An 18,958-nucleotide genomic window follows, 5' to 3' on the forward strand; every position below is an offset into this window, starting at 1 on the left:
ATTAAAAATTCCCTCCCGTAAGTTTGCACCCAAACTTACAACCAACCATGCAACCACAATCCCGCATCCTGCTTAGCGCAATCATTCTTTTCAGCATCCTTGTTTCATCCTGCTCCAACACCCAAACTCCGCCTGCGGCCCAAACCGACACCCTCCGGCAACCTGCCGACAACCCGGAAATAAAACGCATGGCCGAACTCGATCAGCAGATGCGGATTGAAGATAAACCCGGCCTTGAAGAGCAGGACAGCAAACACCGCAAACGCATTTTTGAACTTTTGGCAAACGGGCAGGTGATTACGCCGAAAGATAAATTCAGGGCGGCGCTCATTTTGCAGCATACAGGGCTTGAATACTGCAACAACACCTTGAAAAGCCTGAGTGCCGAAAATTATTTGCTTGCCTACCAGCTCAGCAAAAGTGCGGGCGATGCAGGCGATACCGCTGCGCTGTATTTTTCGGCACTGGCGCTCGACCGGTATCTTTCGCTTACCGAAGGTTACCAGAAATACGGCACGCAGCAGTTTTACGACGAGAAAACCGACGCCATGCTTTGGTCGCCGATTGACAGCACCACTACCGATGCCGAGCGCGCAAAGTACGGCATTAAGCCGCTGGCCGAGCTGCTGAAGGAAGCACCCATGAAACCCTGGCCCAAACCGGCAGGCAGGTAATTTGTGCCTGTTTTTGTGGAAGGTTTTGATACGTGTACACCTGTTTTTTCGCACAAACGGGTGAAATTCCTGTATTTACAAGCATTTTAATGGGCATACGGCATTTAACCCGTTGAAACACGTATCTTGAAACTCGTTTCAATACCTGACCAATGAACAGAAAATTACTTGCAGCAGGCTTACTGCTGGTTGCCTCGCCGCTGGTGGCGCAATCGTCGTTTGAACTGCCTCTCGTTTCGGGCACGGTGGTGTATCAGTACAAAGCCAATGCCTGGGAAGGCGCAGCACCCGAAAGCAATGAAATTGTAAACGGCCGCTATTACCGCCATGTACGCTTTGCGGTGTTTCCCGGCCCGGCCGAGCGGCAACAGCTTGAAGCAGCCGGCCTGCGCGTGCTCGAATACGTAGCGGCGCATACCTATGTGGTATCCATTGATGCATCGGTGACCTCGCTCAGCGGTTTTGGCATTGAAGGCGTGTACCCGATTACCGGCCGCGCCAAGCAACTCTTTGAACTGCGCGTAGCCATTGCCGGACAGGATTTCCCGGCCTTTGCGCGCAACGAAAACGGCCATATCGGCATCACCTTTACACATTACCGCGATATGCCGCAGCAGGAAGTGCTTGCACGGCTTGCCGCTGCCGGATACAAAGTAACTTACGCCAATGCCAGCAGCCGCCGTGTGATTGCATGGATGCCGGCATCGGCCATTGAAGCATTCTGCAACCTGCCGTTTGTGGCCGCCGCCGAACTGAAAGACGATGTGCCGCAACCCGATAACAACGTGGGCCGCACCAACCACCGCAACAACATGGTGGCGCAGGATTTTGCCGGCGGATTAGGCTATACCGGTGCCGGTGTAAACGTAATGCTGCAGGACGACGGCATCATTGGTCCGCACGTGGACTACACCGGCCGCCTTGTGCAGCAATACATCACCTTCAACGGCGGCGATCACGGCGACCACTGCGCAGGCATTATCATGGGCGGCGGCAACAAGGATCCGCTTACCCGCGGCATGGGCTGGGGCGCAAACCTGTTTGTGTATGAAGCCGCTCCGTATCAGGGTTTCGACAGTATCTACAACCATTACAATTCAAACAACATTGTAATTACTTCCACCAGCTACAGCGATGGTTGCAATGCCGGCTACACCACACTGGCGCAAACCCTCGACCAGCAGATTGTGGATATGCCTTCGCTCATTCACGTATTTTCCGGCGGTAACAACGGCAGCGGCGATTGCGGCTATGGCGCAGGTGCGGGCTGGGGCAACATTACCGGCGGCCACAAGCATTCTAAAAACTCGATTGCAGTGGGCAACCTCACTTACATGGATGTAATTGCCAGTTCATCGAGCCGCGGCCCTGTACACGACGGACGTATGAAACCCGAAGTGTGTGCCGTGGGCACAAACGTATATTCTACAATTGATACCGACGACTACGGTTTCAAAACAGGTACTTCCATGTCGTGCCCCGGCGTATCGGGTACGTTTGCACAGCTTTACCATGCCTACAAGGATTTGAATGGGAATGTGAATCCGCCTTCGGCATTGATGAAAGGTATTCTCATGAATACGGCCGATGATCTGGGCAATGCCGGTCCTGATTTTGTGTATGGCTACGGCCGCATCAATGCGCGCAAGGCTGTAAAGTCAATTCAGCAGCAGCAGTATGTAAGCGGCAGCGTGGGCAACGGTGGCTCAAACACACACACCATTAACGTACCTTCATCAACCGGCCGCTTAAAAGTGCTGGTGTACTGGCACGATATTCCGGCTGCGGCAAATGCATCGGTGGCGCTGGTGAATAATCTCGACATGACCATGAGCGATCCTTCAAATACCTCATGGCAGCCCTGGGTGCTCAATTTCACGCCGCCCGCATCAAACCTGAGCGCGGTAGCCACACGCGGCACCGATATACGCAACAACCACGAGCAAATTACAATCGACAATCCGGCCTCTGGCAACTACACCGTAACCATTGCCGGAACAGCTGTGCCTTCAGGCCCGCAAACCTATTACCTGGTGTGGTATTTCGAGCCGGCCGATGAACTGATGCTTACCTATCCCAACGGCGGCGAAGGCTTTGTGCCCGGCGAAACCGAAACCATTCGCTGGGATGCGCTTGGCAACACCAGCACATTCGATATTGATTATACCACCGACAATGGAAATACCTGGCAGTCGGTAACCACCGGCATTAACGCTACACGCCGTTACTACGACTGGCTCATTCCGAACAGCATTCCGGTGAGCGGCCAGTGCAAACTGCGTATTACCCGCAACAGTGCCAGCGATGCCAGCGATGCGAACTTCAGCTTTCACGGCGTGCCTTCAAACATTACCGTAGTATGGTCGTGCCCCGACTCGCTGCTGCTGCGCTGGAATGGTGTGGCGGGCGCCACGGGCTACGATGTAATGCAGCTTGGCACCATGTATATGGATTCGGTAACCAGCACCACTGCCGACAGCGCTGTGGTACGCAACCTCGATAACGTAAACAATGGTTACTGGTTCAGCGTGCGTGCACGTGGTGCGCAAAACGCAGTGGGCCGCCGTGCCATTGCCATCCAGAAGCTGGCAGGCATTGCCTGTCCGGGTACGTTTGATGCGGAGCTAACCACGGTAAGTTCGCCCGGCACCAGCTTTGCTTCATGTATGAACGTAACCAACCTGCCCGTGTCCATTACACTTACCAATCCGGGTGTAACCACGCTTACCAATGTGCCGGTGGGTTTCCGCCTCAACAATGGTCCGGCAGTGAACGAAACCTACTCGGGTACACTTGCGCCTTCGGCCACGGCTACGTACACGTTTACAGCCACGGTTTCAATCACCACGCCCGGTGTAAACACGCTTGAAGTGTGGGCAGCCTATCCCAACGATATCAACGTGGTAAATGATACGCAGGTGCTGGCCATCAACTACGGCACTACCGCTGCAATTACCCCGCCCTGGTCTGAAAACTTCGAAAGCTTTGCGCTTTGCAGCTCAGCCAGTGATTGCGAACAAACCAACTGTCCGCTTGGCAATGGTTTGGTAAACACCACCAACGGCAATGGCGATGATATTGACTGGCGCGTGTTTGAAGGTGCCACGCCTTCCACGTCAACAGGTCCTTCATTCGATTTTGTGCCCGGCACCGCTACAGGCAATTACATTTACCTCGAACCTTCGGGCGGCTGCACATTTAAAACGGCCGAAATGCTTACGCCCTGTTTTAACCTTACCAATGCAGTGAATCCTTCGCTCACCTTTGGCTACCACATGCAGGGCACAAACATGGGCGAACTGCACGTGGATATTTACGCCAACGGCACCTGGACCAACGATATTTTTGTGCGCACCGGCAATCAGGCTTCTACCTGGCAAACCGCTTTAGTACCGCTTACCAGCTATGTGGGGCAAACGGTGCTCTTCCGTTTCCGCGGCATCACCGGCAACGATTTTGCCAGCGATCTTGCACTCGACGGCATTGAAGTAACCAACTCGGTAAATGTAACCGATCCGCTCAGTGCACAAAATGTGCAGGTGTTTCCCAACCCCGGCAACGGATTGTATCAGGTACAAATAAGCGGCGCCGCCAGCGAATACACACTTGAAGTATTCGACCTTAGCGGACGCATGCTGCTGCAGCAAACCACACCTGCTGCTGCCGGCCAGCTTACTGCATCAATTGACCTGAGCATGTATGCTGCGGGTACGTATATGCTGCGTATTTCAACCGGAACTGCTTCGGAGTTTGTGAAGCTGGAAAAGATAGATTAATTACTATTCGTTGTCAGAAAGGCTACCTCATTTCTTATGGGGTAGCCTTTTTGTTTTTGGAATGATACCACATAGCAGGAAATAATTTTTGTCAGCTAAATTAGCAGGATAGGGGAGAGAGAAAAGTGTAGTGTCATGCAATAAAACAAATGGTAAATTGTATGAAAACAAAACTCACTTTCTTTAGTTTATTCTTTTTAGTTGTTTTCGGTCAGCTAAAAGCGGTCACCAAAACAACCACGTCAAATGGTTTGTGGACTAACCCCTCAATCTGGAGTCCTGTCGGGGTGCCTGATATGACAGATGATATAATCATTGACCATCAGGTAATACTTGATGAGACTGTTGTGCTTAATAATACATCATTTTTAATAATCAATGCTTCCGGTTCACTCACGAAACAGCAAAATGACACGCTTATACTTGGTGTTGAAAAGGTTCAGGTACACGGCACACTGCATGTAGGCGTTTTGTTTTTCGGAATGCGGAATATTCCAACAGATACGCTGCTAAATACAGGCATTTTACAGGTTGACGACGTGATCATCAGCCAGTCCACAATTGTGAACACAGGTACCGGTAAAATTTGTGCGAATGTATTTTCTCATTCACAGGATTTTCTGACAAATGACGGAAGTATAAGTGCAATGGCGTTTTTCAACACTTCTCAGGTAAGCGGCAGCGGGAAATTTTGTATTAATTTTTCATTTCAAAACTATGGATACATTGGTGGAACAGTAGATATATGTGATGCAACACCCAGCGCAGCTTATGATTCTTCGGGGGTAATAGCCGCTACGGTTACATTTTGCCAGAATGGCCCGTGTGCAAGCTGCTCTGCATCCACAACAGGATTCACTGAAAATAATTTATTGGATGCAGAAATTTTTCCAAATCCGATGATCGATTTTTCGCTCATTTCCATTCCTGATTTTCATCAAGACGGATTGATTGAAATTTACAACGTGCAGGGTGAATTAGTGAGAAGTATTGCAGTTAGCTCATCAATTACAACAATATATCGCGAAGCTTTACAGGCTGGCGTGTATTTATGCCGGATTCAAAACGGACAAGGAATGGTTACCACGAAGAAACTTGTTGTACAATAAGTAAAGGTGAGCGTAACTGTTCAGCACTCATCTCAAAATTGATTGGGGTGAGTGCTGTTTTTTGGGCGATTGATTAGGGCTTGATGTGTGATTCGTGTGAAATCAGATAATAATAATCAGGCAAATAGCGTGATAAGTATATGTTTAACACCTGAAATAAATTGTATGCTGATTAATTCTTTAATACGCCTAATACAATTTAGGGTAAATCGGACTTAGAATATTTGTTCATTTTATCTTCAAATGAATCATTGAGTTAGCAGTATTAGAGATGCGGTGTGTGAGTTGTTGTTTTATATCGCTAAAGATTAATTTATTTTTTTAGCAAGTAAATAGTGGTAGCCGCAAATAATTTTGTCTCCAAAATAAAACAACATGAAAAAGTTACTACTCTTCAGCATCACAGCTTTACTCGGTTTTAGTACATCCGGTTTTGCACTCACACGCACATCAATTGCCAATGGTAATTGGAATAACCCATCTATATGGAGTCCTACGGGTGTTCCGTTGCCTACTGATGATATTATTATAATTAATTCGCAGGTGAGTTTTAATCAGAATATTGCGCATGCGAATCAGGAATTTCGTGTGAATCAGGGGGCCTCACTTATCAGTTCCGGTCAGGATACAATTACGCTGGGTTGTCAGTTTGTTCGTATTGATGGTTATGTGCAGACTGCTGTGGCATTCTTTTCAGCTTCAGACAGTGTAGCAAACTATGGTACAATTGTAGCCATTGAGTTGCAGCAGGCCGGTACATTCATAAACAATACTTCGGGTGTACTTTGTGTGACTACCGGAATTTTTACAAGTGATCAAATGATCAACAACGGCAGTATTGCCTGTGATAGCTGGCTGAATTCGGGCACAGCTTCGGGTTCAGGGAAATATTGTATTACCGGAATTTTTATTAATTCGGCAAGTATTACCGGTAATGGTGATATTTGCGATGCTTCACCCAGCGGATTGGGCGATATGAATTTGGGTACCATAGCCGGTACGATTACAAATTGTCAGACCACACCTTGTGCGGCCTGCACACAACCTAATTCCATTCAGGAAAATAGTATTGACAATTCGCTTATCACATTATCACCTAATCCGGTAAATGGCCGAGCCACAATTACCTTAAACGGCGATCTGGTGAATGATGCGGTTATCGAAATTGTATCGGTTCATGGGCAGCTTATTAAGTCAGTTCCTGTAACGGCTACTCAAACAGAACTTTCAACTTTTGAGATGGAAGCAGGTATTTACATTTGCCGCCTGATTGTAAAAGATCAGACTTCGGCGGTACTCAAATTTGTAGTGCAGTAGAAAATGGCGGAAGGGAAGGTTATACTTTTCCTTCCACCATCATCAGTTTCACTTTCAGAATGCCGGCTACGGTTAAGCTATCAGTGAGTGTGCCGTTGCATACTAATTTGTAAGCCTCTTCAAACGGAATTTTGAGTACGCGCAAGTCTTCGGTGTCTTCCGGTTCGGCCTGGCCAAAGGTTAACTCCTGCGCCAGAAAGAGTATGCAAAACTCATCGGTGGCCGAATTGCTGAGGTGCATTTCCTGAATTTTCGTCCAGCGGGCGGCGGTAATACCGGTTTCTTCGAGCAGTTCGCGTTGTGCGGAATGCAGCGGATCGACTTCGGGATTGCCGCCGCCTTCGGGTATTTCCCAGGTGTAGGCATTGAGCGGGTAGCGATATTGGCCTACCAGCCAGGTGTTGCGCTGTTCGTCGAGCACCACTACACCGATGGCCAGGTTTTTGAAATGCACCACGGAGTATGTACCCGGATTGCCCGACGGATTGAGCACATCGTGCTTGCGCACCTTAATCCACGGTGATTCATATACATCGGCGCTGTTCAGCGTTGTCCACGGATTGCCTCCGTGGTAGTCGGGCAGTAGTGTCATGCAATAAAGATAAGAGGCTCTTATTGTATCTATTGATTTTTGGGGAGGAATTTTAGAATGCCTGACGGTTTGTATCTCGACTGTCGCCTGATACGATTATCGTTCGGTTATTTTTGGAAAGCAGGTGGTTTGAATATATAGCCCAGACCGAACGTAAAGCCCGCACCTGCGACTATGCACTTTTACGTGTAAGCCGGGCTGAGGGCTGGAGCCAAGCGGTATTTTAATGCACCCGCTGTTTCGCTCCTCTTTATTTTTTGAATTACAGGCTCTAAAAAGAGCAATTGCACACCTGCACGCATCCGTTGAAAACACTTTACCTTTGTGCCATGAATTTTGCCACCCGCACACTTGCGCTTTCAGAAACCCGCCAGTTTTCGAATTTATTTCTTGATTATGTGAATGAGGTTTCTGTGCTCGCTCCGTTTTACGCTTATTCGCCTACCGAAGATGGTCTTGTAAAAGCGGCTTCGGCAAACAAGTACAACGAAGCGCACCGGAGTGTACTGGCAAATGCGATAAAGCGGCAGTACGAAACTTCGGGTACTGCACTTCCTGCTGATTTACATGCGAGGCTGGCTGCAGAGGGTACGCTCACGGTGTGTACCGGTCACCAGCTTGTGTTGCTGGGCGGGCCGTTGTTTTTTGTGTACAAAATTCTGACCGCCATTAAAACGGCCGCCTTGCTTGAAAAGCAAACGCAGCATGCCGTAGTGCCTGTGTTCTGGATGGCTGGCGAGGACCATGATATTGACGAAATACGCAGTGTGCAGCTTTACGGCAAAACGCTGAGCTGGAATGAAACCGGCGGCGGCCCGGTGGGGCGTTTGCGTACCGATTCGCTGCAACCTTTTCTGGCCGAACTTGCGCAGGTACTTGGCACGGCGCCCGGCGCAGCCGAAATGGCCCAAGCCATGCAGCAGATTTATGCACCGGGCAGTTCGCTTACCGATGCCACGCGGCGCTTTGTACATTATCTGTTTGGCGATAAAGTACTTTGTCTCAATCCTGATGATGCCGCGCTCAAACAGTTGTTTCTGCCGCAGCTACGTGCCGAACTCGAAAACGGCATTGCCCTGCAGCCGGTGAGCCAGAGCATTGCCGCAATCGAAGCCGCCGGCTACGAAGCACAGGTAAATCCGCGCCCGGTTAATATCTTCTACATTACCGATACCACCCGCGAACGCATTGACCGCAGCGGAAACGATTTCATACTCACCGGCAGCAACCGCGAAATTGAGCGCGCCGCACTGCTTGCCGAACTCGAACAGCAGCCGCAAAACTTCAGTCCCAACGTAGTGCTGCGTCCGCTGTATCAGCAACACATTCTGCCCAACATCGCCTACATTGGCGGCCCCGGCGAGCTGGCTTACTGGCTGGAATACCGCGCCATGTTTGAAGCGCAGCACATACATTTCCCCGTGCTTATGCCGCGCGCGTTTATGCTCGTGATCGACAACGGCACGGCTTCAAAGCTTGAGAAGCTGAATGTGGATGTGACCGAACTTTTTTTGCCAGCCGATGAACTGGTGAAAAACTACATCAAACGCGCTGCCGGCGGCCAGATCAGTTTTGAAGCCGAGCAGGAAGCCCTGCAGCAACTGTTTGCGGGCATTATTTCCAAAGCGGCAGCAACTGATGCCACCCTGCGCGGCGCAGCCGAAAGTACCTTGCAGCAAGTGAAAAACAGTTTGGCCGCGCTTGAAAGCAAAGTAGTGCGCGCCGCCAAACAAAAAGAAGAAACGTCAATTGATCAGCTGCGTAAGCTGCGCGATAAAATTCTGCCCGGCAATGTGCTGCAGGAACGCAGCGATAACATACTGCCGCTGCTGCTGCGCTATGGCCACCAATTCATTCACACACTTGAAGCGCAAATTACTCCTGGTGTGCATACGTTTACGGTGCTTACTGCGCAGTAAACAAAATGCGTTCAGCCACCTCATACGCACACTGCCCGCTGCGCACACGAACCACAAACAAGCCGTTTGAATACAAGGGAATTGTGCCGCTTGCCGGTGGCTGTGCCATGCGGTAAAGCAGTTGGCCCGAAGCATTCCACACTTCCAGCTCATCTGCCGCGTTACAGCGCTGAAGCTCATAATGAATGCCAACGGATGTGGTTGAAACATACAGCACAGGCTTATCGGCAGGCAATACTTCTACAACGCTGATTTCGCTGTACGCGTATTCGCCGTTGTAATCAATTTGTTTGAGACGATAGTAAAGAATTCCTACCGGCGCCGAAATATCGTAATACGAATAATGCTGTGGCTGTGTGGTGGTTCCGGCTCCGGCTACCGAGCCGGTTGTTTCAAAAACTTCACCATCTGCCGAGCGTTGAATTTCGAAGCGGGCATTGTTGGTTTCGGTGGCTGTTTCCCAGCGCAGCATGGGGCGGTTGTGCGAAAGAGTTGCCGTGAACGAAGTAAATTCTACCGGCAGCACGGTAGCGCAGGGATCCGCCAAGGGCCATACTTCCAGATCGTCAATTTGTAAATGATGATCGTTCGCAGCATTGTCAATGTCTTCCCAGCGCAGAAAAATTTCGTTACCGGCTGCAACGCTCACCGTAATGCAGGCTTCTATCAACACCCGGTTTGCCGATGAATTTCCATTTAATGCAAGGCACTGCGACCCCGTACCTGCGCAGGCACTTCCGCCCAATCCGGCACTTTGCGAACTTGTGTAAATCTGCGTAAAGTTTAGTGCAGATACGGATGTCCACGTACCGGTGGTGAGCGAGGTAACCGTGGTGCCGGTTTGATAACTGAATGCAATGGTATTTACGTTTGTGCCGTTTTCGGCAATGGACCATTGTTCACCGTAATAGCGCACATAGATTGATGTGAGGGCAGAGCCGGTAGCGTTAACCAAACGAACCCCATAACGTAAAGTGCCTGATCCGCCTGATGCACGGGAACCCAGGTTGCGGTCTGTGCCGGATGCAATTACATACACTGCGCCCGTATTGTTTACACTTCCCGCAGTAGGCCCGCAGCTGGCTTCTATTACGGGAGCCGCAGTACTTACGTACCAGCCGGTTAAATAGGTGTTGTTGGCCCAGCCAGCTATTGCTGCGCCGTCGGTGGTGTTGGGAAGTGTATTGAAATTCTGTGTGTAAGGAGTGCCTACAGTTGTGAATGCATCCTGACCAACTAGTGACTGCACGCCCAACATGCAGCCGGCAAAAAATAAATTGCGAAGCATGTGACCTACGTTTCGGCAATTTCATTGCAAAAGGCTGGTTTCAGTCGCAGGTGACATCAAGGATTTCAGCGTTTTGCAATTCAAATTTAAAGAAGTGAGTTGAGCTGATTATGCCCTTTCTGTCAACGTTTTGTAAACAATTGCCGATTGTCTTTTTTAGTCGATAATTACGTTTTGCACGCAGACCAATTCGTTCGGGCAAAAAAAAATCCCGAACCGGTAAGGTTCGGGATCTATCTGGAAACAGATGATTATTCTGAATCTGAAGTCTGAATACGCTCCTGAATACGGGCTTTTTTGCCGGTGAGTTTGCGGAGGTAGTAAATACGTGCGCGGCGAACCACACCGTGTTTTTTCACTTCAATTTTTTCGATGAAGGGGGTGTTGGTGGGGAAAATACGTTCCACGCCAATGCCGTTAGACATCTTACGAACGGTGAAAGTTTCTACCGAATCATGTCCGCGACGCTGGATTACAACGCCGGTGAACTGCTGGATGCGCATCTTGTCGCCTTCCTTAATCTGGTAGTGAACCGTTACTGTGTCGCCCGCCTTGAAAGAGGGGTGATTTACCTTCGGAGAAAGCTGTGATTCAGCGTATTGGAGGAGATTCATGATGCGTATAGTTGTAATTGTTGTTCGAAATTGGAGTGCAAATATACGGACTTTCACCTAATTAGCAAGTCCTGTGCATATTTTTTACTACAGATCTTCTGCCAGCCCCGGCCGGCGTTGGCGTGTTCGGTTTACGGCCTGTTCGTGGCGCCAGTTGTGAATATTGGCTTCGTGGCCCGAGAGCAGGACTTCAGGCACTTTCCAGCCGCGAAATTCGGCCGGGCGGGTATAAACGGGCGGAGCCAGCAGATTATCCTGAAAGGAATCGCTCAGGGCTGAGGTTTCGTCGTTCAGTACACCGGGAATAAGTCGTATCACGGCATCGCTTACAACGGCTGCGGCCAGTTCACCGCCCGATAGCACGTAATCACCCACCGAAATTTCGCGGGTAATGAAGTGTTCGCGTACACGCTCATCCACGCCTTTGTAATGCCCGCAAAGAATAAGCAGGTTACCGAGCGATGAAAGCTGGTTGGCGATTGACTGGCTGAACTGTTCCCCGTCGGGCGACATGTAAATGATTTCGTCGTAATGCCGCTCACTTTTAAGGTGTTCAATGCAGGCAACTATGGGCTCTATTTTCATAACCATGCCGGCACCGCCGCCAAAGGCGTAGTCATCAACCGTGCGGTGCTTGTCGGTAGCATAATCACGCAGGCTGATAAGGTTTACCTCTGCCAGCCCCTTTTGCTGTGCACGTTTCATGATGGAATGCGAAAAAGGGCTTTCGAGCAGTTCGGGTACTACGGAAATAATGTCGATACGCATGACGTTCAGTGTGGGTAAACCGAAAAGTTACGGTCCACATAAAGTAAATGGAACACAAAGGTATCACGCCAGCCGATAATTGCCTTCTTTCCGTTGTACCGAAATGCAAGAAAAAAGTCGATATGCTCCGGAACGCCTTGCGGAATGCCGGGGCGGATGCTGTTTTTGCTGATTTTTTCGCAACCAATGCCATGCCGGGGCGCAAGCTGGAGTTCGTTCCAGTTGATCCGGCCAATCATGGCTATGCGTTGTATAAGCGCCTGCTGATCGTCAGACTCGCATTGTGCCACATTATATTGCGGATGCAGGTATTTAAAACTGAATACCGGATAGTTTACTGGTGTGGCGAGTTGTGCGGAAGGAGCGGACGGGATGAGTTTGCCTGACGAAAGCTGCGGTTGCCGTAGCTTTGCTTTACTCATCGGATTCGAGCAATTGATTTTTGAAATAATCCTGCATCAGCAGGTGGCTGATTTCTGTGTTGCGCGGGGTAGCAAGCCAGGGTTGCTCATTGTGTGTCATATCACGAAGCTTCCATGCCGAGAACTGGCCGTAAACGGTGTTCACATCAATAATAAGTTCGAGTTGTTTTGGGTCGAGAATATCAGTGCTGTGATAGTTTTCAGGAGGAGGCAGAGACGACGAACCGAGGTGTTTAAAACGGTGATAAACCTGCTGAATAACCGGACCGTGTTCCCACGCATAGATGGCTTCTTCAAAAAGCGGACAGCCATAAAGTGCCAGATGAAAGCCCTGTGTATAATAAAGCAGCTTCTGGAGCTTTAAATGGGTAAGTACATCACCGGTTTCGGGCTGGCTGAGTTTAAGAAAAGCATCAGATACCGCATTGGCAGAAGCCAGTGGTAATGTATGCGAATGTGTGAAGCCTTTGTAATGATTGGTTTCTTGTAATTTCATGATAAATAAATGAGTTAATAAATAATTTTATTCTAAGGCTTACACACAAATAATCAATACAATTTTCCCCACAAAAGTATGTCTCCGCCACTGCCTCCGTCAAGTACCCCTCCCCACTTTTTATTAACAGCCCTCCAAAGCCCGCGTAAATGTAAGTGCCGGAATAAAAGCCGCTGATAATCAGTGCGCACAAAATTAATGTGTGCTGCGCTCAAAAACTCCGGTATTTTTGCGGCAGTTTGCTGCTTTCCGGCATTCTTTTATATTTGTTAATCAGGTATGACAAACATTCGCCACAACTGGACGATTCAGGAATTAGAAGAAATTTACAACCGTCCGCTGCTCGACTTAATTCATCAGGCTGCCACTGTGCACCGCGAAAACCACAACAGCCGAGCGGTGCAGGTGAGTTCGCTGCTTTCTATTAAAACAGGCGGCTGCCCGGAAGATTGCAGCTACTGCCCACAGGCAGCCCGTTACCATACCGAGGTAAAAGTGCATAAACTGCTGCCTGTGCAGGAAGTAGTTTCCACTGCCGAAAAAGCCAAAGCTGCCGGTGCCTCGCGCATGTGTTTGGGTGCTGCGTGGCGCGAAGTGCGCAATAACCGTGATTTTGATCAGGTGCTGGATATGGTGAAAGCCATTAACAACCTTGATATGGAGGTGTGCTGCACGCTGGGCATGCTTACCGAAGAGCAGGCCTGGAAACTGGCGCAGGCTGGTGTTTATGCTTACAACCATAATCTCGACTCATCGGAGGAGTTCTACGGTGAAATTATTTCTACCCGCAGTTACGACGATCGTCTCAATACGCTTAATAACGTGCGCAAGGCTGGCATGACCATCTGTTCGGGCGGCATTATTGGTATGGGCGAATCAGTAACCGACCGCCTCGGTATGCTTAAAACGCTTGCCAACCTTAGTCCGCATCCTGAATCAGTGCCCATTAATGCGCTGGTGGCGGTAGAAGGTACACCGCTCGAAGATCAGCCGCCGGTGCCTGTGTGGGATATGGTGCGCATGATTGCCACTGCCCGCATTGTGTTGCCCAAAACTGTGGTCCGGCTGTCGGCCGGCCGCACGGGTATGAGCGCAGAAGGTCAGGCGCTTTGTTTTATGGCAGGCGCCAACTCAATTTTTGCCGGCGAAAAATTGCTTACCACGCCCAATCCGGCTTTTGAGGCGGATATGGAACTTTTCCGCCTGCTTGGCCTTGAACCGCAAACACCCTTTGCCAAAGGCCGCCCCAAACACTCACAACCTGCCCCGCAGGAGATTGCTCAGCCCTGATGAAAAAAATACACCTGCTTTTCTTTTTTACATTACTCGGTTTTGCGGCCTCGGCTCAGTCCATGGGCGCAAAAAAGAATATGGATAAGCAGCTTGTATATTTTGGTCATAGCTGGGGTTCGGCACGCTGGTTTTCCCAAATCAGTCAGACTTCACTATACGACAGGCTGGGTGTGGCCATTGAAAGCGGAACCTTCGGTTTTAAAGCTACAAGCCCATTTTCTGCCTGGGATGGCGGTATTCTTTTTCCGTTCGGGAAAGTGCGGGCTGGTTTGGGACTGAGTTTCGAGAAGTACATTCTCTCCAGCATTAAGATCGACAACTCGTCGGCTCCATTAACGTTCGATGAGAGTTTCCGTTTTGACGTACTTTATGCGCAGTTTGAAGTCCCGTTGTTTCCCGAAGCGCGTTCCGCAGTTTCGGCAGCGGTGAATTTGCGTGGCGGTTATTTCAATTTCACCGGTGTGCAGCGAATAAATTTATTCGGCAACGATGAGGCTTCCAGTAACTGGTTTATATCGCTGGCTCCTGAGGCTGATTATGCGTTGTGGGGGAATTTCTATTTATTCGTACAACCTCAGGCGGGCGTGAAATTTTTCAGCAGTCCGGCGGTTGATCCGGGCGGCACGGTTAAGCATACCATTATTTCCTATGCCCTTAACGTAGGTTTGCGTTTCGATCCCTCGCAGGAGCGATGAGTACTATTCCGGTCAACGAGTTTATGCTGCAGGCCTTGCAGCAACGCGAAAGTGAAGGAGCATTGCGTGCGCTTCGCATACCGGGAGAAACGGTTGATTTCTGTTCCAATGATTATTACGGTTTTGCCCGTTCGGTTGAATTTTCTGAACGGATAAATTCGGCAGCGGGTGCGCTTGCTTCGGGTTCGGGTGGTTCGCGGCTGCTGGCGGGCAACTCGTTATTTACCGAAGAAGCTGAACGAGAAATTGCCGGTATTTTTGAGGCCGAAACGGCACTTATTTATTCTTCGGGTTATGCGGCCAACTTAGGTTTTTTTCAGGCACTGGGCACGCGGCAGGCTACCGTGCTTTACGATGAATACATACATGCTTCCGTGCGCGACGGCATACGGCTTTCGATGGCCAGGGCGCATCATTTTGCGCACAATGATGTGAACGATCTCCGCCAAAAACTGGCACGTTGCAGCGGATTGGTCTTTGTGGCAGTGGAAGCTGTGTATTCGATGGATGGTGATGAAGCGCCGCTTGCCGAAATTGCAGCATGCTGCCGTCTTGCCGGAGCCAGTCTGGTGGTGGATGAGGCGCACAGCACGGGTGTATATTTCCCCGGCCTCACTGCCGAGCGCGGACTTCATGCGCAGGTATTTGCCCGGCTGCATACCTTTGGCAAGGCCGGTGGCGTACATGGTGCCGTGTGGACCGGATCGGCATTGCTCAGAAATTACCTGATAAATTTTTCGCGCCCGTTTATTTACACCACCGCTCCTTCGCCGCACAGTGTGGCTGCCATGCGCTATGCCAGCCGCGAAATGAAGCAGCAACAGCCACAACTCAAACAATTACTGCGCAATCGTATTGCCTATTTTCGCAGGCAGGCGGAGTTATTCCCTTCGCTGCAGCTTTTACCTTCCCATTCAGCCATACAGGCACTGCTTGTGCCCGGCAACTTAAAGGCACGGCAGGCCGCCGAACACCTGCAGCAGCACGGCTTTGATGTGAGGCCCGTGCTGGCGCCCACTGTGCCGGAAGGCACCGAGCGCATACGTGTATGCATTCATACGCATAACACTGAACAAGAAATCAATGATTTCTTAAAATGCGCTTCTTTGTGGTTTTGATTGTTCCGGGTTTATTTGCGACATTTGAAAAAGATTACCCCCTCTGAATGAAGAATATTTTTGTAACTGGTATTGGAACGGATGTTGGTAAAACTGTGGTTTCCGGCATTCTTGTAGAGGCCTTGCAGGCCGACTACTGGAAACCCGTGCAAACCGGCAGTTACTTTTCTACCGATTCAGACAAGATCCGTAAATACATCACCAATACCCGGTCGCAAATTCACCCCGAAACCTATGTGCTTCGCCAGTACATGTCGCCGCACGCTGCCGCCGAGCTTGAAGATGTGCGCATTGATCTCGATAAAATAGCGTTGCCTCAAACGGCTAACAGAATTGTGATTGAAGGTGCGGGCGGGCTTATGGTACCGCTCAATGAGGATAAATTCATTATTGATCTAATTGTGAAGTTAGATGCCGAAGTGGTAGTGGTGATTCAGAATTATCTCGGCAGCATTAATCATACCCTGCTTACGCTGGATGTACTTCGTTTCCGTAATATTCCGGTAATGGGTGTGGTGTTTAACGGACCGCCGCACCAGCTTTCGGAAGAAATTATTCTGCGTCATTCGGGCGTGCCCTGTATCGGCCGGATTATGAAAGAGGGGGTGATTAACCAGCAGGTAATCAGTCGCTACGCGGCGCAGTTTAATTTGCAGCCCGTCTGACCGGCTTTTTCATTTTCAGTATTCTTTCTGCTACGTCTGCGGCCTTATCTTTACGGCATGGAAAAAATGTCGTTGGCTGCGCGCGACCGTGCGGCGGTGTGGCATCCGTTTACGCCGCAACTGCCCGCGCAGGATGCCGTGGCGCTGGTGCGCGGTGAAGGTGCGTTGCTGTTTGACGAAAGCGGGCGCGGCTATGTGGATGCCATTGCCTCGTGGTGGGTAAACCTGCACGGGCATGCGCATCCTTACATGGCATCAAAAATTGCCGTGCAGCTACATACGCTTGAGCACGCCATTTTTTCGGGCTTTACGCATGCGCCTGCGGTGGAACTGGCCGAGCGGTTGCTTGCGCGGTTGCCTTACATGAGCAAGGTGTTTTATTCCGACGATGGCTCCACGGCTGTGGAAGTGGCGCTGAAAATGGCTTTGCAATACTGGCACAACCAAGGCACACCGCGCACACGCATCATCGCATTCGAAAATGCTTACCATGGCGATACATTCGGCGCCATGTCGGCCGGGGCGCGTAATGTATTCAGCCGTGCATTCGGGCCGTTGCTGTTTGATGTGGTGCATATTCCGTTGCCGCTGCCGGGGCGTGAAAGCGACAGCCTGGAAGCCTTGCGCGAAGCACTGAATGACAATGCCGCCGCATTCATTGCCGAGCCTTTGGTGCAGGGAGCCGGCGGTATGATTATGTATGAAGCCGAGGCGCTGGATGCGCTTTACGCACTTTGCAAAGCGCAGGGCGTGCCCGTAATTGCCGATGAGGTAATGACCGGTTTCGGCCGCACCGGCACGTGGTTTGCCTCAGACCAGCAACGCGTGAAACCGGATATGATTTGTTTGTCGAAAGGCCTTACGGGCGGCTTTCTTCCGCTCGGCGTCACACTCTGCACAGAAACCATTCACGCTGCATTTTTAACGAGCGACCGTACGCGCACATTTTTTCACGGCCACTCCTACACCGCCAATGCTACCGCATGTACTGCCGCATTGGCCAGTTTCGATTTAATGGAGCAGGAGCAGACGTGGCTTCAGATCAGCGCGCTTGAAGCAGCCCAACAGGCTCAGGTCGAAAAACTGAAATCGCATCCGGCTGTGTGGCATGCACGCTGCAAGGGTACAATAGCGGCGTTCGAACTGCGCAGTACAAACGAAACAGCTTACCTCAATCCGCTCAGCGAGCGTGTTCACCCGTTTTTCTTCGAACGTGGGGTAATCCTTCGCCCGTTGGGCAACATTATTTATGTGCTGCCGCCATACTGCATAACCGCCGGACAACTCCAACAGGTGTATCACGCGCTTGAAGAATTTCTCGAAACCTGCTAATCTGAATTGGTGTTGCACTGAACAAAAAGTCAACAGCCCGGTTTTATTTTCTACATTTCTGTTATGCAACTTCAACACAAACGCACACGGCTGCTGCTCATTCTATCTGCTATTTTTATCACCAGTGCCATTACGGCCGAACTCATCAGCGCCAAACTCATTCAGGTGCCGCTTGATCTGGGTTTCATCAATCTGGGAACCTATGTAGCCATTATCGGTATTCTGCCCTGGCCGGTAGTGTTTCTGACCACCGATATTGTGAATGAGTTTTACGGCCGCAAGGTAGTGCGCTGGCTGTCGGTACTCACCAGTGCCATGATCGCCTATTCGTTCGTAATAGTCTATCTGGGTATGCAGCCCAAAGCTTTCACCGGCTCACCCGAAGCCCCCATTCCGGGTGTGGCCGACGACGCCACGTTTAATCTGGTCTTTGGCCAGTCGCTTTGGATTATCATCGGCAGCATCACTGCATTCTTTATCTCACAGCTTATCGATTCGTTTATGTTCTGGATCATCCGCGAACGCACCGGCGGCCGTTTTATCTGGCTGCGCAGTACCGGTTCCACCGTAATTTCCCAGCTCATCGACAGTTTTGTGGTGCTTTACATTGGTTTTGTAGTGCCTGGTAAATTTACCCATGCACAGTGGTGGGAAAGCGGCTGGCTCAATTATGTACTCAAGCTGGTCATTGCGCTTGGATTAACTCCGTTGATCTATCTCTTTCATTATCTCGTAAAAAAATACCTCGGTAAGGAAGACGCCGAACAACAAATCCGACATACAGCCGAAGAATCGCTGCATCATGAAACGGCTGATTAAACACGGTTACAGCTTCCGTTATCAAATTCAATTTGCTGATTGTCGTAAATGCGGTGCTGAA

At 50.1% G+C, this 18,958-nt stretch carries 17 protein-coding genes; 11 read left to right on the forward strand and 6 right to left on the reverse strand.

The features are described from left to right. Nucleotides 1-47: 47 nt before the first annotated feature. The 4 genes from IM638_11815 (at nt 48) to IM638_11830 (ending at nt 6,876) form a co-directional block, all read left to right on the forward strand. Entirely contained in the window at nt 48-674 is a 627-nt protein-coding gene (locus tag IM638_11815; GenBank protein ID MCA6363715.1) for a hypothetical protein, read from the forward strand. 152 nt (nt 675-826) lie between these two features. Next, a complete protein-coding gene (locus tag IM638_11820; GenBank protein ID MCA6363716.1) occupies nt 827-4,450 on the forward strand; it encodes a S8 family serine peptidase in 3,624 nt (1,207 codons plus the stop codon). Between the two features lie 161 nt (nt 4,451-4,611). Further along, nucleotides 4,612-5,559 carry a T9SS type A sorting domain-containing protein gene (locus tag IM638_11825; protein MCA6363717.1) on the forward strand — a complete coding sequence of 316 codons (948 nt, stop codon included), beginning with the start codon at nt 4,612-4,614 and terminating at the stop codon, nt 5,557-5,559. A gap of 375 nt (nt 5,560-5,934) precedes the next feature. Continuing rightward, a complete protein-coding gene (locus tag IM638_11830) occupies nt 5,935-6,876 on the forward strand; it encodes a T9SS type A sorting domain-containing protein (protein ID MCA6363718.1) in 942 nt (313 codons plus the stop codon). 19 nt (nt 6,877-6,895) lie between these two features. Here IM638_11830 and IM638_11835 read toward each other — a convergent pair whose 3' ends face one another. Then, complete coding sequence (locus IM638_11835) at nt 6,896-7,468, reverse strand: NUDIX hydrolase (protein ID MCA6363719.1); 573 nt, start codon at nt 7,466-7,468, stop codon at nt 6,896-6,898. A gap of 329 nt (nt 7,469-7,797) precedes the next feature. Here IM638_11835 and bshC point away from each other — a divergent pair, with 329 nt between their 5' ends. Beyond that, on the forward strand, nt 7,798-9,387 hold the full coding sequence (bshC, locus tag IM638_11840) for a bacillithiol biosynthesis cysteine-adding enzyme BshC (protein ID MCA6363720.1): 1,590 nt from the start codon (nt 7,798-7,800) through the stop codon (nt 9,385-9,387). Here the strand turns inward: bshC and IM638_11845 are convergent. The 5 genes from IM638_11845 to IM638_11865 all read right to left on the reverse strand — a co-directional run bounded on the left by IM638_11845 (nt 9,374) and on the right by IM638_11865 (nt 12,975). Then, a complete protein-coding gene (locus IM638_11845) occupies nt 9,374-10,675 on the reverse strand; it encodes a hypothetical protein (GenBank protein MCA6363721.1) in 1,302 nt (433 codons plus the stop codon). The genes bshC and IM638_11845 overlap by 14 nt on opposite strands. 251 nt (nt 10,676-10,926) lie before the next feature. Then, entirely contained in the window at nt 10,927-11,292 is a 366-nt protein-coding gene (gene rplS, locus IM638_11850; GenBank protein ID MCA6363722.1) for a 50S ribosomal protein L19, read from the reverse strand. An 84-nt stretch (nt 11,293-11,376) separates the two neighbouring features. Continuing rightward, nucleotides 11,377-12,057: a tRNA (guanosine(37)-N1)-methyltransferase TrmD gene (gene trmD / locus IM638_11855; protein ID MCA6363723.1), complete on the reverse strand. Its 681-nt coding sequence runs from the start codon at nt 12,055-12,057 to the stop codon at nt 11,377-11,379. A gap of 5 nt (nt 12,058-12,062) precedes the next feature. Continuing rightward, nucleotides 12,063-12,479: a hypothetical protein gene (locus IM638_11860; GenBank protein ID MCA6363724.1), complete on the reverse strand. Its 417-nt coding sequence runs from the start codon at nt 12,477-12,479 to the stop codon at nt 12,063-12,065. Next, nucleotides 12,472-12,975, reverse strand: coding sequence for a SocA family protein (locus IM638_11865; GenBank protein MCA6363725.1), 504 nt, complete (start codon nt 12,973-12,975; stop codon nt 12,472-12,474). The genes IM638_11860 and IM638_11865 overlap by 8 nt, the downstream gene beginning before the upstream one ends. A 279-nt stretch (nt 12,976-13,254) precedes the next feature. Here IM638_11865 and bioB point away from each other — a divergent pair, with 279 nt between their 5' ends. The 6 genes from bioB to IM638_11895 all read left to right on the forward strand — a co-directional run bounded on the left by bioB (nt 13,255) and on the right by IM638_11895 (nt 18,897). Next, nucleotides 13,255-14,265 carry a biotin synthase BioB gene (gene bioB / locus IM638_11870; protein ID MCA6363726.1) on the forward strand — a complete coding sequence of 337 codons (1,011 nt, stop codon included), beginning with the start codon at nt 13,255-13,257 and terminating at the stop codon, nt 14,263-14,265. After that, nucleotides 14,265-14,963: a hypothetical protein gene (locus IM638_11875; GenBank protein ID MCA6363727.1), complete on the forward strand. Its 699-nt coding sequence runs from the start codon at nt 14,265-14,267 to the stop codon at nt 14,961-14,963. The genes bioB and IM638_11875 overlap by 1 nt, the downstream gene beginning before the upstream one ends. Beyond that, nucleotides 14,960-16,081 carry an aminotransferase class I/II-fold pyridoxal phosphate-dependent enzyme gene (locus IM638_11880; GenBank protein ID MCA6363728.1) on the forward strand — a complete coding sequence of 374 codons (1,122 nt, stop codon included), beginning with the start codon at nt 14,960-14,962 and terminating at the stop codon, nt 16,079-16,081. Before IM638_11875 ends, IM638_11880 begins: the two co-directional genes overlap by 4 nt. Nucleotides 16,082-16,128: 47 nt before the next feature. Then, a complete protein-coding gene (gene bioD, locus IM638_11885) occupies nt 16,129-16,746 on the forward strand; it encodes a dethiobiotin synthase (GenBank protein MCA6363729.1) in 618 nt (205 codons plus the stop codon). Between the two features lie 66 nt (nt 16,747-16,812). Next, nucleotides 16,813-18,078 carry an adenosylmethionine--8-amino-7-oxononanoate transaminase gene (bioA, locus tag IM638_11890; protein MCA6363730.1) on the forward strand — a complete coding sequence of 422 codons (1,266 nt, stop codon included), beginning with the start codon at nt 16,813-16,815 and terminating at the stop codon, nt 18,076-18,078. A gap of 63 nt (nt 18,079-18,141) precedes the next feature. Further along, nucleotides 18,142-18,897, forward strand: a complete 756-nt coding sequence (locus IM638_11895) for a queuosine precursor transporter (GenBank protein MCA6363731.1) — start codon at nt 18,142-18,144, stop codon at nt 18,895-18,897. The last annotated feature ends 61 nt before the right edge of the window (nt 18,898-18,958 follow it).

This window comes from Bacteroidota bacterium (assembly GCA_020402865.1).
GTDB lineage: Bacteria > Bacteroidota > Bacteroidia > Palsa-965 > Palsa-965.